At 65.2% G+C, this 13,079-nt stretch carries 11 protein-coding genes; 1 reads left to right on the forward strand and 10 read right to left on the reverse strand.

From position 1 onward, the window contains the following. Positions 1 to 10: 10 nt before the first annotated feature. The 8 genes from ACV7JP_RS13620 to ACV7JP_RS13655 form a co-directional block, all read right to left on the reverse strand. Positions 11 to 751: a class I SAM-dependent methyltransferase gene (locus ACV7JP_RS13620; RefSeq protein WP_457796209.1), complete on the reverse strand. Its 741-nt coding sequence runs from the start codon at positions 749 to 751 to the stop codon at positions 11 to 13. Beyond that, complete coding sequence (locus ACV7JP_RS13625; RefSeq protein ID WP_457799091.1) at positions 752 to 1,618, reverse strand: ABC transporter permease; 867 nt, start codon at positions 1,616 to 1,618, stop codon at positions 752 to 754. A gap of 51 nt (positions 1,619 to 1,669) precedes the next feature. Next, the gene (locus ACV7JP_RS13630) at positions 1,670 to 2,434 is read right to left on the reverse strand and encodes an ABC transporter ATP-binding protein (RefSeq protein WP_457796210.1); all 765 of its coding nucleotides are present in this window, start codon (positions 2,432 to 2,434) and stop codon (positions 1,670 to 1,672) included. Positions 2,435 to 2,711: 277 nt separating this feature from the next. Then, the gene (locus ACV7JP_RS13635) at positions 2,712 to 3,677 is read right to left on the reverse strand and encodes a YVTN family beta-propeller repeat protein (RefSeq protein WP_457796211.1); all 966 of its coding nucleotides are present in this window, start codon (positions 3,675 to 3,677) and stop codon (positions 2,712 to 2,714) included. Next, positions 3,674 to 4,852 (reverse strand): ABC transporter substrate-binding protein, encoded by a 1,179-nt coding sequence (locus tag ACV7JP_RS13640; protein ID WP_457796212.1) that lies wholly within the window; start codon positions 4,850 to 4,852, stop codon positions 3,674 to 3,676. Before ACV7JP_RS13640 ends, ACV7JP_RS13635 begins: the two co-directional genes overlap by 4 nt. A 62-nt stretch (positions 4,853 to 4,914) precedes the next feature. Further along, a complete protein-coding gene (locus tag ACV7JP_RS13645) occupies positions 4,915 to 5,316 on the reverse strand; it encodes an EF-hand domain-containing protein (RefSeq protein ID WP_457796213.1) in 402 nt (133 codons plus the stop codon). A 253-nt stretch (positions 5,317 to 5,569) separates the two neighbouring features. Beyond that, the gene (locus tag ACV7JP_RS13650) at positions 5,570 to 9,064 is read right to left on the reverse strand and encodes a TonB-dependent receptor domain-containing protein (RefSeq protein WP_457796214.1); all 3,495 of its coding nucleotides are present in this window, start codon (positions 9,062 to 9,064) and stop codon (positions 5,570 to 5,572) included. A gap of 192 nt (positions 9,065 to 9,256) precedes the next feature. Next, positions 9,257 to 10,570, reverse strand: coding sequence for an ATP-binding protein (locus ACV7JP_RS13655; RefSeq protein WP_457796215.1), 1,314 nt, complete (start codon positions 10,568 to 10,570; stop codon positions 9,257 to 9,259). Between the two features lie 165 nt (positions 10,571 to 10,735). Between ACV7JP_RS13655 and ACV7JP_RS13660 the strand changes: the two genes are divergently transcribed. Further along, entirely contained in the window at positions 10,736 to 11,356 is a 621-nt protein-coding gene (locus ACV7JP_RS13660; protein ID WP_457796216.1) for a response regulator transcription factor, read from the forward strand. A 166-nt stretch (positions 11,357 to 11,522) separates the two neighbouring features. On the opposite strand, the gene ACV7JP_RS13665 is transcribed toward ACV7JP_RS13660, so the two are convergent. Together ACV7JP_RS13665 and pqqA are read right to left on the reverse strand one after the other, a co-directional pair. Next, positions 11,523 to 12,560, reverse strand: coding sequence for a cytochrome-c peroxidase (locus ACV7JP_RS13665; RefSeq protein WP_457796217.1), 1,038 nt, complete (start codon positions 12,558 to 12,560; stop codon positions 11,523 to 11,525). Between the two features lie 139 nt (positions 12,561 to 12,699). Continuing rightward, positions 12,700 to 12,783, reverse strand: a complete 84-nt coding sequence (pqqA, locus tag ACV7JP_RS13670; RefSeq protein WP_081495627.1) for a pyrroloquinoline quinone precursor peptide PqqA — start codon at positions 12,781 to 12,783, stop codon at positions 12,700 to 12,702. Between the last annotated feature and the right edge of the window lie 296 nt (positions 12,784 to 13,079).

Below are 13,079 nucleotides of genomic sequence, written 5' to 3' on the forward strand. Positions count from 1 at the left end.
CGCCCAGGCGTTATAGCCGCGCGACGAAACGCAGGCGGACGTAATCCGCCGTCCAGTTTCCGATAGAGTCGCACAGAACGGGGCGCAGTAGCCGGATGGCGTCGTCGCGCGCCGCCGCCCGCTCGGCCTCGGGCAGCATCGCGAATAATCCGCTAGCGAAAACGTCGAGCCATCCGCCGATGTCGGTCGGCAAGGGCGTCGGACGCGGGACGAGCGCGATGTCTTCCACCGTGAAGCCATGCGCTTCGAGGCGGCGACGGTAATCCTCGACCGTGGGAAAACGCCAGGGCAGCGCGTCCGCGATCGGAACGCCGCGCTTTTCCAGAACCGCGAGCAGCGCGACGCAGATCGCCGCGACATTGCCGTGCCCGCCAAATTCGCCCACGAAGCGGCCGCCCGACTTGAGGGCGCGGCGAACGCCGGCGATGACGGCGTCCGAGTCGCGTATCCAATGCAGCGCCGCATTGGAAAAGACCGCATCGAACTCTTCCGCGAAATTCAGCGCCGCGCCGTCCGCGACATGTGCGTCGAGGCCCCGCGCGCGGGCGGCGGCGATCATTTCGGGCGAGGAATCGACGCCGACGACAAGCGCGCCGCTTTGCGCGATCTGCGCCGTGAGCGCGCCGTCGCCGCAGCCGAGATCGAGAATCCTTTCGCCCGCGACAGGCGCCAGCAGGTCGAGCAGCGGCGCGCCGAGCTGCGGAACGAAGGCGGCGTGACGCTGGTAATCCCCCGCATTCCAGGATTGCATCTACCCGCCTTTCCGCATCAGCATCCCGCGCGCCGGATCATAGGCGACGATCGCCGCGACAAGAAAGACGCTCGTATAGCCCGCGACCGCGAGCAGCGAGACCCAGTCGACCTGCTGATAGAAGGCGAAGCGGATCAGCTCCACGGCGTGGGTGAAGGGATTGACCGAGCAGACGTAATAGAGCCACGGGCTCGACTCCTTCACGCGCCACAGCGGATAGAGCGCGGAGGAGGCGAAGAACATCGGGAAGATGACGAAGTTCATCACGCCCGCGAAGTTCTCGAGCTGCTTGATGAGCGAGGAGAGCAGCATGCCGAGCGCGCCGAGCATCAGCCCGCCGAGCGCGAGCGCCGGCAGCACGGTGAGATAGCCCCATTTCGTCGGCGGCTCGATCTCCCAAAAATAGGCGATGAGCAGGAAGGCGTAGACTTGCAGGATCGACACGGCGACGCCCGCGAGAAGCTTGGCGCCGAGCAGGAACCAGCGCGGGAAGGGCGAGACGAGGAGCGTGCGCATATTGCCCATCTCGCGGTCATAGACCATGGAGAGCGACGATTGCATGCCGTTGAAGAGCTGGATCATCGCCATGAGGCCCGGCGCGATGTAGACTTCGTAAAGCACGTAGGTCTCATAGGGCGGAATGATCGAAACGCCGAGCACCTGCCGGAAGCCCGCCGCGAAGATGAAGAGCCAGACGAGCGGCCGCACCAGAGCGGAAATGAAACGCTCGCGCTGATGCAGAAATCGCAAGCCCTCGCGCCCGACCACGCCCCAAAGGCAGATGAGATATTGGCGCGGCGTGAACCCCCTCTCCCCGCTCGCGGGGAGAGGGTTGGAGTGAGGGGCAGGGCCGCCGGTCCGGCTCATCGTCATATGAGCGCGCTCTTTGCCTGCATGATCGTCATTGCCGCTTGCCCCTCACCCTAGCCCTCTCTCCGCTTGCGGGGAGAGGGAATCTGCGCCTGTGATCTGCGCGAAGGCCGCTCCGATATTCGCCGCCTTATTCTCCGCGACAATATCCGCCGCGCGACCCGTCGCCAGCACCTTGCCGTGATGCAGGATCACGACCTGATCGTTAGTCTCGATCTCGTCGATGAGATGCGTCGTCCACAACACGCCGAGCCCCTCGTCGCGCACGAGGCCGCGCACATGGGCGAGAAGATCGGCGCGCGCCTTGATGTCGAGGCCGACGGTGGGCTCGTCGAGCAGCAGCAGCTTCGGCCCGTGCAGCAGCGCGCGAGCGATTTCGACGCGGCGCATCTGTCCGCCGGAGAGGGCGCGCGCCTTGTCATTGGCGCGCTCGGCGAGTCCGGCGCGCTTCAGCGCCTCCATGCCACTGCGCCGCGCCTCCAGCGGCCCGATTCCGTGCAGCGCCGCGTGATAGACGAGGTTCTGGATCAGCGAGAGTTCGAGATCGAGCGTGCGCGCCTGGAACACGACGCCGAGCCGCCGCAGCGCCGCGCCCGGCTCGCGCATGACATTGGCGCCGAAAATGTCGATCTCGCCGTCACGCGCCGCGTAAAGCCGCGTCACGAGCGAAAACAGCGTGCTCTTGCCGGCGCCGTTCAGGCCAAGCAGCACGGTGAAGCTCCCCGGCGGGACGGCGAAGGATACGTCGTCCAGGGCCTTACGCGACCCGTAAGAATGGGAGAGATGGCGGATGGCGAGGGCCGCGACGCTCATGTCGCCGCTCTCCCCGTCATTGCGAGCGCAGGGAAGCAATCCGGGAGCGTCAATATGGCTCTGGATTGCTTCGTCGCTGACGCTCCTCGCAATGACGACGCCTGCGTTTGGCCGCGCGCTGCGCCCCCTCTCCCCGCCTGCGGGGAGAGGGCCGGGGTGAGGGGCGAGCGGAATAGTGGGCGCTGCGCATGACAAAGGCCCGTTAATGCGGCCTCGCCCCTCACCCTGACCCTCTCCCCGTTTTCACGGGGAGAGGGAACGCGATTCGCGGCCATCCTCATTTCGGCGCCACCACGACGCCCCAGGGGAAGGAGCCGGCGGGGATCGACTTCACGACCTTGAGGCTCGCCACGTCGATCACCGACACGTCGTTCGACACGCCATTCGCCGTCAGCAGATATTTCTCGTCGGGCGTGAAGGCGAGATGCCAGACGCGCTGGCCGACGAGAAGATATTTCTCGATCTTCTTCGTCTCCGCGTCGATCACCGCCACGCGGTTCGCGGGGCCGAGCGCGACGAAAGCGCGCTTGCCATCCCCGGTGATGGAAACGCCGATGGGCTGGATCGCCTCTTTCGACATGCCCGGAATCTCGAAGGTGATCTTCTGCTTCAATTCCTTCTTGATCGGATCGATCACCGCGACCGTGCCGCCGACTTCCGATGACACCCAAAGCTCGGAGCCGTCCTTCTTGAACTCCGCGAAGCGTGGCCGCCCATCCACGAGGATATTGGCGACGATCGCTTTGGTTTGCGTGTCGATGAGATGCGCCATATTCGTCGTTTCCGACGTATTGACGAGAAGCTTGCCGTCCGGGCTCACCGCCATGCCTTCGGGCTCGACGCCGACCGGAATGTCGCCGATCTGCTCCTTGCGCTTCACGTCAATGAGCGTGACGAGATTGTCGTTCTCGTTGGAGACGTAGATCGTGTCGCCGCCGGGCGACAGCGCGAGCAATTCGGGGTCGGGCCCCGAGGGCAGCTTGCCGGTGAGCTTCAGCGTCTTCGTGTCGAGGACCTGAATCGCGTCGTCGTCGCCGGCGCAGATATAGAGCTCGGAGCCCTCCTTGTTCAGCGCGATGCCGCGCGGGCGCCGGCCGACCTTGACGGTCGCGATCGCCGCCAGCTTGTCGGTGTCGATGACGGTGATCGAGTTGCCTTTTTCGTTGCTGACATAAGCGGTGTAGGCGTGCGCCGGAACGACGAGCGCGGAAGACAGGAGCAGAGCCCAGGCGGCTTTCTTCATTTCAACCTGCACTTGGTTTCGGGCTGATCCAGCCCCAGCGTGTCGAGCTCCGTCGCCTGATGCAGGAAGCCCTCCTGCGGCGAGACGGAGACGGTTATCCGGCCGTCGGAGAGAAGGATAGGCTGGCGCAATTGCTGGTTCCATGGGCGCAGCGTCAGCCGCACGCCCTTGAAGGCGGCGATGGAGAATTCCTTGCCGAGCATGAATTCCTTGAGCTTCTCCGGCGCGTTGGAATTGGCGCGCGTCGCCGCTTCGCCGACCATGCGCATGGCGAGCCAGGCGTTGTTGTCGCGGGCGTTCATCAGGCGGCGAAAGGTCGCCATGAAACGGTTCTGCAGTTGATGCGCGCCCCATTGCTCATGCGCCGGATCCCAGCTCGTGGGATAAAGGCCCGCCGAGCCCGCGACCGGACGCGGGTCCCATGTGCGATAGGGGAGATAGCCCGCGAACACTTCGCTCTCGTCGACGGCGAGCAGCGCGTCGTAAGCGGGCGCGCTCTGCGTCAGCACGGGCATCTGGCGTTGAGTCTGCACCGACCCTGAGTCGCTGCGCCGTCCGCCGCCCGTATCCTCATAGGCGCGCTCCTCGACGATCTTTGCGCCGAATTTCTTCGCCGCGCGGCGATAGGCCTGCGCGAGCAATTCGTCCTTCTCATGCGAGCCCTTGATCAGGAGCCATTTGCGCCACTGCTTCCAGACGAGATATTGCGCGAGACCGTCGGCGAGCATGGCGCGCGACGGCGCCACATGGATGACGTTGGCGCGGCAATCCTCCTCGCGGAGACGTTCGTCCGGCGCGGAAACGTTGAAGAGCAAAGCGCCCTTCGCCTTGGCGCGCTCGCTGGCCGCGAGCAGGCGATCAGGCGATAGATCGGCGATGATGAGCAGCGCGCCCTTGTCGATCAGCGCATCGACGGAAGCGGCGACGTCGGCGCCCTCCTCGAGCTTCTCGTCCACAGCCTCGAATGTCTGATTGGTGAATTTGCCGGTCGTGTTGTTGTCGGCGGCGCCGAGCAGCGCGCCGGCGAGCGTGTCGTCGGCGGCGGGAATGTCGAGGATGGAGAGGGTTTCGCGCGAATGCGGCTCATGCAGCACGCCGACCTTCACGTTCAGCGCGTCGGCCGCGGCGGGGCTCGCGGCGAGAAGGAGAAAACAAGCGGCGGCGAGGCGTTTCATGGCCTTCTAAATGGCCGCTTTGGCGCGCGGGATCAAGTCGAAGAACCGCGCGCCCGCGCTCGTCAGCGCGTCAGGCGCAGAACGGCCTTGCCTTTCTTGGAGGCGAATTCCTTGGCGTCGAGCGTGCCGTCATTGTCCGGGTCGGCTTCCTTGAAGAGAGCCGCGACGGCCGCAAGAAATTCATTCTTATCCAGCGTGCCGTCATTGTCCGGATCCGCCGCCTTGAATTCCTTTTTGGAGAGACGGCCCTGAAGCTCCTTGGCGTCGAGCGTGCCGTCATTGTCCTTCTCGAGCTTGGCGAAAAGTGCCTCGGCCGCCTTGTTGATCTCATTGAGGTCCACGGTCGCGTCATTGTCGGTGTCGAGCGTCGCGACCGGCGAGGCCTTCTTCGCGAGGGCGGGCGAAACGGGCGCCGCCATTAGCGCAGCCGCGGAGATTGCCGTCGCGAAAAACAACTTATTCATCTCAGCCTCCAACGTCGGGAAGAATCCCCGGGATATAGGGGCGAATATCCTGAAATGCCAGCGCGTCGGCCTGCGACAAAAATGGGGCGGCTTAATCTGCGTTTAGGCGAGTCCGCCCTAAACGCAGCGGGATCTAGTGGTTCGCTCTCCCCGTCATTGCGAGGCGGCGCAGCCGCCGAAGCAATCCAGAGCCGCGATGACGCTCTGGATTGCGTCGCTTCGCTCGGCGATGACGGTGGAAAGACGTGGCCAATCAGAAGAGGTTGGATCCCCAGTTGAAGTGATAGTTGACGCCCGCGCGCAGAATCACGCCGTCGAACTGAACCTTGGACACCGGGCTGCTCGCCCAAAGGAGACCGCCGCCCGCGATGCGATTCGCGCCTGCCTGGCCTCTTGCGCAAGCGCCGGCCGTCGTGTTCGGCGCCTGGCTCGAGCAGGCGGTTGCGAGCGGAGAAGAGACGAGGTCCACGGAACCGAGATTGTAGTAAAGCCCCTCGGCCTTGGCGCTCCAATTATCGGCGAACATCCATTCGACGCCGCCGCCCGCCGCCCAGCCGGCGCGGACGCCGGAATAGCTGGCCCCGCCAAAGGCGGCTGGGTTGGCGTAGTTCCACGCCAGCACGCCCACATCGTTCTCACGCTGGATGCTGGACGCATTGAAGTGAACGGCCGATGCGTGGACATTGCCATAAGCGAGACCGCCCGTGCCATAGGCCAGAAGCGTGTCGGTGATCGCGTAGCCGAGCTTGCCTCGGAGCGTTCCCATCCAGTCCGTTCCGGCGGATACGGAGCCGCCGCCGACGGCCTGGCGGGTGATCACGAGGCTTTCGAGACCGCCGCCCTCCGGCTTGTCGATATAGCCGGCGCGCTCATAAAGCCCGCTATTATAGGAGCCCTTGCCGCGGAAGATCGTTCCCTGGAAATCGGCTTCGGCGCCCAGCACGACATTCGATTCATCCTGATAGTTCCAGCCGATCTGGCCGCCGCCGACAAAGCCGCTGCGGCTCACATTGGCGACGCCGGCATTGGCGATGGCGGCCGCGCCGGGCTGGAACAGGCCCCACCATGCGGCGCCGTCGTCGGCCGGCTCCTCGGCAATGATCTTCTCGTTCCAGAGATTTGCGAACTGGTCGCCATAGCCGTTGGGATATACGCCGACGCCCGTCGTGGCGCCCCAGCCATAGCCCGCATTCAGACCAGCATAGAGACCGGCCCATCTTCTCGGGGCAGGGATTTCGTCGCCGCGCTCATGCGCGAGCTGGTCGCGCGCCGAGGCCATCCAGCCGCTGGGCTCCGCGCCGAAGCTCCACTTCATGCCGCCATAGAAGGCCGTCGGCGGTCCGACGGAAACCATTTTCGGATTGGAGAAATTCGCGAAGTTAATCGCGGTCGTTTCGAAGAAGGTCCCGAAGCTGCGCGCCCGCGTATTGGTCGCGTTCTCGATCAGCGCATAGAGTTGCAGATAGGGCGTCACGTCATAGGAGGTGCGCAGGTTCAGGATGGCGTAGGGCGAGAGCGTGCCGAACTGGTTCGCCCAGTCGCCGACCACATAAGGCCCGCTGGCGTAGACGAGGTCGCCGCCCACCTTCCATCTGGGCGTGACGGCGTAATCGGCGCCGGCTTTGAAGCGATGGGGCGCGATCGAGGGCAATGTGGCGCCGGGATTGACGAGGATCGAGGGCGCGCCGATCGCCGCGGCCGCCGGATTGTCGGGCGCGCCGAGGAAGTTCTGCGAATTGAAATAGGCGTCCGTCAGCGTGTAGTTCACATAGGCCGACAGGCGCTCGTCGCTGTAGCGCATGGAGAGCTCGACGCCCTGCCGCACCGTGTTGCCGGCGTTGGTGAAGTAGCCGCGGCCGGTGATGTTGCTCGGGATCGCGAGAATGTCGTCAAAGACATTGGTGCGGAAGATTCCCGCCGACCATTGCAGCGTTCCGGGGAAGGCGCCGAAAATCCCGGGCAGGGTCTCGGCCGGCCGGAAGCCGCCGCGCACGCCCATGTCGATGGTGTTCGACGTCACCTGCTTCAGCGGCGGATCGGAGACCATGAAGGAGTCGATCACGCAGGGGCGGTTCGGGTCCGAGCAGCCGAGCTCCAGCGGCGTCGGGGCGCGGTTCGCCACCGAATAGCTGGCGAAGGCGGCGATTTGCGGCGTGATCCTGTAGGTCAGGCCGCCCATTGGATTGATGTGGTCGAAGACATGCGTCGCGTTCAGCGCGATGCCCGTATTGTCGTACATCTGCACGCTGGCGCGGTTGTAGCGCAGGCCGCCCGTGACCGTGAGCCTGTCCGTCAGATCGAGCGAGTCGAGCGCATAAGCGCCGAGATAGTAATTGGAGACGTTGACGTTGACGGGCGCGATGCCCGCCGCCGGCTCGTGCGTGAAGTAGTTGAAGCCGGTGACGGTGAAGTCGGAATTGATGATTCCGAGCTCCTGATTGGCCTGGAAGCCCGTATAGCCGTGCTCGAAATTCACGCCGACGGTGAATTTGTTCGGGAAGCCGAGAATGCGATCTGTGTTGTTGACTTGGCCCGTGAAGCCGAGCGTGCTGATCCGGGTCCAGGTGCGGTCGATCGCGCCGAGCGCGGGACCGGCGATCATCTCGTTTCCGGTATTGAAGAAGTTCGGAACGCTGGTCGGCTGGCCGTCTTCCGTCGCGCAGAAAGCTTCGCCGCCCTCGCATTCGAGTTCGGTCGTGTTGCCGTCGACGCGCGCCTGATTATAGGCGCGGTAGTGAATGTCGCCGAGCGCCTTGGTCGTCGGGTTGAGCTGAACCTGACCGTTCAGGTCGAACATCATGACTTGATTTTTGTAGGTCTGCGGCGTCGTGTAGGTCGAAGCCTTGTTCGCCGCGACCATATCGACGGGGGCTGGGCCGGAAGCGCCGAAGCGGTTCGAGCCGAGCGTCACATTGGCGTGAACCTCGGCGTTCTCGCCGCGCCAGCCGAGATCGCCGTAGAAGCGCTTGATGTGCGAGCCGGAGAAATAGCGATAGCCTGAATCGCCCGCCGCCTCGCCGGCGGCGTACATGGCGAAGTCGCCGATCTGGCGGCCATATTGGAACGCGCCCTGACGGCGATTGAACGAGCCGCCGCGCAGATCGAGCTCGGCGCCTTGCCAGGTGAAGCCGTTCTTCATGTCGAGAACGATGGCGCCGCCAATGGCGTTCAGGCCATAGAGCGGATTGCCGGTCTCGATCGCCACGCTGTCGATGGCGACGCTCGGGATCAGGTCCCAATTGACCGTGTCGCCCCACATCTCGTTGATGCGGACGCCGTTCTGGAACACGGCGATGCCTGCCGGCACGCCGGCGTAGGGCGAGGCGACGAAGCCGCGATAATCGACCTCGGGGAAGGAAGGATTGCCGCCAATGTCGTTGATCGTCACCCCCGGCGCCGCGCGCTGCAGCGCGTCGCCGACGTTGAACTTGCGCGAATTGGCGATTTCCTTGCCGCTGACGACATGGACCGAGGCGGGAACCTGATAGGTGACGAGCGGTGAGACATAGGGCGTCGGGGCCGGCGCCGATTGCGCGACACGGGGCGCCGGCCGGGACTGCGCGCCGCGCGCCGCGGCGGCGGGGGCCGCCTGAACGGGCGCGGGCGCCGGCCGCGCGGCCGAGCGCGAGGAGGAGCGAAGCGGCGTCGCGCCGATCTCGATCGTCGGCAAGGATTGCTGCGCGGAAGCCGAGCCGGACGCGAGCGCCGCTCCAAGCGCAATGAGTGAAACTTGCTGGTTGAAGGTCATATCCCTGGCCCGATGTCTTCAGTCATCTTTGGTCGCGAGGGTGTATATCGCCAAACAAACCTTCCCGTCCTGGTCCGACGACGGCTTTGTGACAATATTCCCCGCCTGTGGCGCCCTCGCTACAGTTCTGAAAAATAACGTTTTTCTGAGGATGTCGTCCTGTCTGTCCCGGGAAATTCTCCCGATCCGGAACTATACTTGGGAAGTCGTCCCGAGCCGCAGCGTCGCCGAGAGGCGCGCGCCCCCTTCCGGCTTGTTCGACATTGTCAGCGTTCCGCCCAACGCCCCGACTCTTTCCGCCATGCCGCGCAGGCCGAGGCCGCCATTATGCGATGCGGGCAGGCCCGCGCCGTCGTCGCTCACCTCGACGCGCAGTACGCCGCCGTCACGCGCCACGGCGACCTCTATGCGGCGCGCGCCGGAATGGCGGAAGGCGTTGGTCAATCCTTCCTGCACGACGCGATAGGCGGTGAGCGCCGTGGTCTCGTCCATCTCGCCGCGCGCGCCCTCGAGCGAGAGGTCGATCTCAACGCCGGCGCGCGTCTCTCGCCAGCCGCGCGCCAGCGCTTCGATCGCGTCGGCGAGCCCCATCTCCTCGAGCGCGGCAGGGCGCAGGCGGCCGAGAATGCGGCGGTTCACCTGCTGAAGGGCGGCGATCTGCGCGTCGATCCTCTCGCATTCCCCGGCGAGGCGCGCCGGCTCCGCCGCAGAACTCTTCGCCTTGCGCGCCAGGGCGCCGACGCCCGCGCGAATGGTGAAGAGAAACGGGCCGATTTCGTCGTGCAGATCGCGCGCAATATCGCGCCGCTCCTCGTCCTGCACATGGATCATGCGCCGCATCAGCCGGCGGTTCTCGTCGTCGAGCCGCTCCAGCGTCTCGGCCAATGCGTTGATGCGCTCGCCGATGGCGACGAATTCCGGCGGTCCGTCGACGGGGACGCGCACCGCGTGATCGCCCTGTTCGAGGCGGCGCAGGCCGTCCGACAGCGCGCCGATCGGGCTTAGCGTGCGCGAGACCGCATAGGAGACGAGAGCGAAGGCGACAACGGCGACGGCCGACGCGCCGATGGCGAGCCAGACGATCTCCGCCCAGATCTCCGCGATCTCGTCCGCCGCATTGGCCGTGATGTCGATCGCGCCGACCGGCGTGTCGAACCGCGTTGGCGCGGGAGCGCGAAAAACGAGCGCGCTGAACCAATCCGGCGCGCGCTTGTCATTCGCTTCCGCCGGCGCGGCCTTGCCCTCGACGGTCACGCGCACATGGCGCAATCGCTGCGCGTCCTCGAGCAGCCCGGCGAGCTCGGACTGCGGGTCGTGCGACGCCGCAAGGCGGGGCAGGGTGGCCTGGACGAGGTCGCGGGCGAGCCGCGTCGCGGCTTCCACCTCGGCGTTGACGCGCGCGCCGGCGTGCAGGATCAGAAGGGCGACGCCAAAGACCAGACCCGCCGCCAGCGCGCCGCCAAGCAGCAGCGACAGGCGTGCGCGCAAGGACAGTCTTTGGAGCATGGCCGGAATTTCCTTACGGAGAAGCGGCGACTTTGACGACGGCGCCGGTTGTGGTCAATCTTGTCCGTCATTGCGCGCGAAGCGAAGCAATCCAGGGCGTCAGCGCGGCTATGGATTGTTTCGTCGCTTCGCTCGTCGCAATGATGTCGATTATGCGGAGGACAGATGCGGGTTCTTATTGTCGACGATCATCCGATCATCGTCGCGGGTTGCTCGGCCATGCTCGCCGGCGAGGGCGATATCGAGGTCGCGGACGCGCGCGACGCCGAGACCGGGCTTGCGGCCTTTCTCGCGCAAAAGCCTGACGTGACCGTCGTCGATATCGCCATGCCCGGCCTCTCCGGGCTCGAGCTGACACGGCGCATTCTCGAACGCGATCCGGCGGCGCGCATCGTCGTCTTCAGCATGAATGACGATCCCATCTTCGCCGCGCGCGCGATCGAGGCCGGCGCCAAGGGCTATGTGACGAAGAACGACGACCCCTATCTGCTGCTGAAGGCCGTGCGCGAAGTGGCGGAGGGCGGCGTGTTCCTCATGCCGAAGATCGCTAATCAGCTCGCCTTCGAGAAGAGCGGGGCCGCCGTCAGCCCGCTCTCCGCGCTCACCGCGCGCGAGCTGGAAATCCTGCGCCTGCTCGGCGCGGGCCTCGGCATGGCCGAGATCGCCGAGGCGACGCAGGTCTCCTACAAGACGATCGCGAATAGCTGCTCGATCATGAAACGCAAGCTCGGCGCCCGCACGCCGATGGAGCTGATGAAGATCGCGCTGGAGCAGAAGCTGGCGTGACGTTTGACGTCAGCCCCCTCTCCCCGCCTGCGGGGAGAGGGTTAGGGTGAGGGGCAAGGCGGCGCCGGCAATCGCGCGAATTGTGTCGCATGAATGGAAAGCATTCGTGCCGCGGCTCACCCCTCGCCCCGGCCCTCTCCGCATGAAACGGGGAGAGGGGGCAGGCCTACTTCGCCCCCGCGTCCGGGTAAGGCTCCGGCGCGGCGTAATTTGCCGGCGCGGCTCCCGTCAGGCTTCCGAGAAACGCGACGATATCCGCCGCGTCCTCGTCCGAGATCGTCTTGCCGAGCTGGACCTTGCCCATGATCTTCACGGCCTTGGCCAGCCCCTCGACCGAGCCGTCGTGGAAATAGGGCGCGGTCTTCGCCACGTTGCGCAGGCTCGGGACCTTGAAGACATAAAGGTCGGCGTTGTCCTTGGTCACGTCGGCGCGGCCCTTGTCGGGCGTCTTCGACCCCGTCTCCTTCCAATAATCGCCGGTCACGCCGAATTTCTGGAAGGAATTCCCGCCGACGCCGGCGCCGTTATGGCAGGAGGCGCAGCCCGTATCGATGAATTTGCGCAGGCCGGCCTGCTCCTGCGGCGAGAGCGCCGTGGCGTCGCCGGCGAGAAAGGCGTCGAATTTCGAAGGCGTCAGCAGCGTCCATTCGAAGGCGGCGACGGCGATGCCCCAATTCCTGGAGTTGATCGGGTCCGCGTCGTCCGGGAAGGCCTTGGCGAAAGCGCGCGCATAGGCTGGAATCGCCTTTAGCTTGCCCATGGCCGCCGCCTGATCGGGATTGCCGAAGCTCGCCGGCCCGAGCAGCGACTTCTCGGCCTGCTCCTCCAGCGATTCGCGATCGCCGCGCCAGTGCTGCGTGAAGTTCAGCGCCGCGTTGAAGATCGAGGGCGCGTTGCGCGGATTCTCCTTGCCGAAGACGCCGATCGCCTTCGGCAGGCCGTCGCTCGCCTGCTTCTCGGGAAGGTGGCAGTGCGAGCAGCTCACATTGCCGTCCATCGAGACGCGATTTTCGAAAAAGAGCCGGCGGCCCAGCTCCGCGCGCGCCGCCTGTAGCGAATCCCTCGCGAGAGGCGTGGGCGACAGCGGCTTGAAGGAAGCCTGTGCCTCGTCGAGGAGCTTTTTGGAATCCAGCGGCTCGGCAAAGGCGGCGCCGGAGAGAAACGCGACCGTCAGCGAAACAAGGAATGTCGAATGGCGCATCATCGCCCCACATCGGCCTAATCTTGATCCAGGCAAAAAAATCGAGCCGAGTAAGAAACGCGCGCATCTTGCGACGCTGATCCTACCGGCTCGATTTTTTGCTGAGCAATCCGCCGATGGGCGGCGGGACCCGTGCGAAATCTTAGATTTCAGCCGACGAGTAGGCGGTGACTTCCATGCCGACGCAAACTTCGACGATCACAGGGGTGGTCCAGGCCATTGTCATTTCCTCCGTTTGGAACTTCGGCGGCTGTGTCCTGCGCTTGTCGCCCGGCCTCTTAGGCCGAGCCTTGGGGCAGGTTCAAGCTCGGCGAGAGCATTATCATGATCGGCAGAGGCGTGCAATTGGCCTCCCTTTGCGGATTCCCGGGAAAAAGAGGAAGGGCGGCTTCCGGCGCCGTCCCGGCCAAGCCTCGCCTTTACGAAAGGCGCACGCCCCGGAGGATGCGACGCCCCAAGCGTCTCGACACGGGGCGTGACGGCTGCTAGGCATAGCGCGCCTTCCGGCGAAGAGTCCGGAAG

This window comes from Methylocystis sp. S23, from assembly GCF_054106005.1.

Excerpts from the sequence above, each read along its gene's own strand:
- ACV7JP_RS13620 (WP_457796209.1), bottom strand. The coding sequence starts at position 751 with ATGCAATCCTGGAATGCGGGGGATTACCAGCGTCACGCCGCCTTCGTT.
- ACV7JP_RS13625 (WP_457799091.1), bottom strand. The coding sequence starts at position 1,618 with ATGAGCCGGACCGGCGGCCCTGCCCCTCACTCCAACCCTCTCCCCGCG.
- ACV7JP_RS13630 (WP_457796210.1), bottom strand. The coding sequence starts at position 2,434 with ATGAGCGTCGCGGCCCTCGCCATCCGCCATCTCTCCCATTCTTACGGG.
- ACV7JP_RS13635 (WP_457796211.1), bottom strand. The coding sequence starts at position 3,677 with ATGAAGAAAGCCGCCTGGGCTCTGCTCCTGTCTTCCGCGCTCGTCGTT.
- ACV7JP_RS13640 (WP_457796212.1), bottom strand. The coding sequence starts at position 4,852 with ATGAAACGCCTCGCCGCCGCTTGTTTTCTCCTTCTCGCCGCGAGCCCC.
- ACV7JP_RS13645 (WP_457796213.1), bottom strand. The coding sequence starts at position 5,316 with ATGAATAAGTTGTTTTTCGCGACGGCAATCTCCGCGGCTGCGCTAATG.
- ACV7JP_RS13650 (WP_457796214.1), bottom strand. The coding sequence starts at position 9,064 with ATGACCTTCAACCAGCAAGTTTCACTCATTGCGCTTGGAGCGGCGCTC.
- ACV7JP_RS13655 (WP_457796215.1), bottom strand. The coding sequence starts at position 10,570 with ATGCTCCAAAGACTGTCCTTGCGCGCACGCCTGTCGCTGCTGCTTGGC.
- ACV7JP_RS13660 (WP_457796216.1), top strand. The coding sequence starts at position 10,736 with ATGCGGGTTCTTATTGTCGACGATCATCCGATCATCGTCGCGGGTTGC.
- ACV7JP_RS13665 (WP_457796217.1), bottom strand. The coding sequence starts at position 12,560 with ATGATGCGCCATTCGACATTCCTTGTTTCGCTGACGGTCGCGTTTCTC.
- pqqA (WP_081495627.1), bottom strand. The coding sequence starts at position 12,783 with ATGACAATGGCCTGGACCACCCCTGTGATCGTCGAAGTTTGCGTCGGC.